The 2,031-nt window shown below is 39.4% G+C and carries 2 protein-coding genes; one reads left to right on the plus strand and one right to left on the minus strand.

Features of this window, described 5'->3' with window-relative positions:
* Positions 1–525: 525 nt before the first annotated feature.
* Complete coding sequence (locus FEK66_RS25565; RefSeq protein WP_135495634.1) at positions 526–1,410, plus strand: triacylglycerol lipase; 885 nt, start codon at positions 526–528, stop codon at positions 1,408–1,410.
* 299 nt (positions 1,411–1,709) lie between these two features.
* Here the strand turns inward: FEK66_RS25565 and FEK66_RS25570 are convergent.
* Positions 1,710–2,031, minus strand: a 322-nt coding sequence (locus FEK66_RS25570; RefSeq protein ID WP_138211659.1) for an IS30 family transposase, incomplete at its 5' end; no start/stop codon positions are given.

The following is a 2,031-nucleotide window of genomic DNA, read 5'->3' on the forward strand; positions in this document are numbered from 1 at the left end:
ACTATTGCTGGGTAAGATCACTATTACTTCTTTTGGTGGGCACCACTTTGTCGGATGCTTCAGATTATGACCAGACGGTTCACTCTGTACGCTTACGGGCATGGGCCCAGCATGCAGCTTACTTTATATGGCCGTTGCTGTCGTTCTCAAAGTCGGTAGAACTGCATAACGATAAATAATTCCCAATAATTTGGAATCATTGCCTACGCAGGACTACCCCCTTTATTTTTGGTGTGAGTATGTCGAATGAACTTTAAATGCAAATAGTTTTATTATGAGGAATACTTACGATACCCACTATTGATGGGTAAGCTCAGAGAGCCGAACATAACATGATGCAGGATTTTTAGTCCTTATTTATGGCCTCCGTCAGCAAATTATTATAATCACTTTCTATGGTGGCCTTTTAATTATAAACTCATGAAGAATAACAAATACGCTTGCATTAAATTATTTTTTGCTTTACTACTCAAGTAGTGGCCACTCTATTCCATTCTGACATATTTAATATTAGAGGTGTTAAAAATGAAAATACAGACTCAACTTAATTATCCTGTTGTATTAGTGCATGGACTATTTGGTTTTGATAAAATCGCTGGGGTATACCCATACTTTTACGGTATTAAGGATGCTCTTGAAGAGGCCGGGGCTACAGTATTTATCGCATCAATTTCAGCAGTAAATGATAATGAACTGCGTGGCGAACAACTCTTAGCATATATTAATGATGTCTTAAAAAAAACGGGAAAGGAGAAAGTCAATTTGATTGGTCACAGCCAAGGGCCACTGGCTTGTCGTTATGTCGCAGCTACACACCCAACGCTAGTCGCATCGGTAACTTCTGTAAATGGTGTAAATTTTGGTTCTGAATTTGCGGATTTAGTCCGTAGTGCATTAATTCCTGGTGAAATACCAGAGGTAATTGCTAATTCTATACTGGATGTGTTTGCAAAATTATTAACAGCTATCAGCGGAAATCCTGATTTTCCACAGGATTCCATAGCAGCCCTGGATGCCTTAACTACTGAAGGCGTGGCTAAATTTAACGAAAAATATCCGCAAGGACTTCCGATAGTAAGAGGAGGTGAAGGTAAGGAATTCGATAATGGTGTCTATTATTACTCTTGGAGTGGCATCATTGATTCTAATATTTTACATCAGGGGATGAATAATTTTGACCCCAGCCATATTGCTATGTTAGCATGTTCTATGCTTTTTGAAAATGAATATCATGAAAATGATGGTTTGGTCGGTCGCTATGCCAGTCATCTTGGAAAAGTCATTCGTTCTGATTATTCATTAGATCATCTTGACGCCATCAATCAGATTGCAGGTGTGTTACCAAGATATTCTGATTCGATATCTATTTATCTAGAACATCTGGAGCGTTTGAAATCAAAAGGGTTGTAATAGGTTTATTATATGCAGTTTTAAGTGACATTGATGCGTAATAATATTTTTACATTGGCATTTTTAATAAAAATAATTAATATATCATGAGTCCCTCTAAATTACCGGGTATGGGGTGGACGTATTCCCTCAGTGCAAGTCCAGTCACACTTGTGCTGAGGTACTTTTTCAGAGGCGCAACATAATGAACTTAAATAAAAGTCATTAGGCTGTGTCCCGTAACGGCGTACTGTTCGCAAGCTCACGCGCTAACTGCGAAAGGCTAATTGCGCGTTGTAAGTCCGGTAATGGGTGTGAGTTCAATCGATGGATGCAACACACTTATTAAACCGCTCTGCGGGTGATTCATAGTCTAGCGTTTTTCTCGGTCTTTCATTTAGCTGTCTGGCAACACAGTTAAGTCTTTGCTGGCTGTGAACCGATAAGTCAGTTCCTTTTGGAAAATATTGTCTGAGTAGCCTGTTCGTATTTTCATTTGAGCCACGTTGCCAGGGAGATTGAGGATCACAGAAATAAATCTGTATGTCTGTCGCTACAGTAAACCGAGTGTGGCTGGTCATTTCAGCGCCTCGATCCCATGTTAGTGTTTTATAAAGCTCAACGTAAGCGTACAGTGAGAAC

The sequence above is a fragment of the Escherichia sp. E1130 genome (genome assembly GCF_005781065.1).
Classification (GTDB): domain Bacteria; phylum Pseudomonadota; class Gammaproteobacteria; order Enterobacterales; family Enterobacteriaceae; genus Escherichia.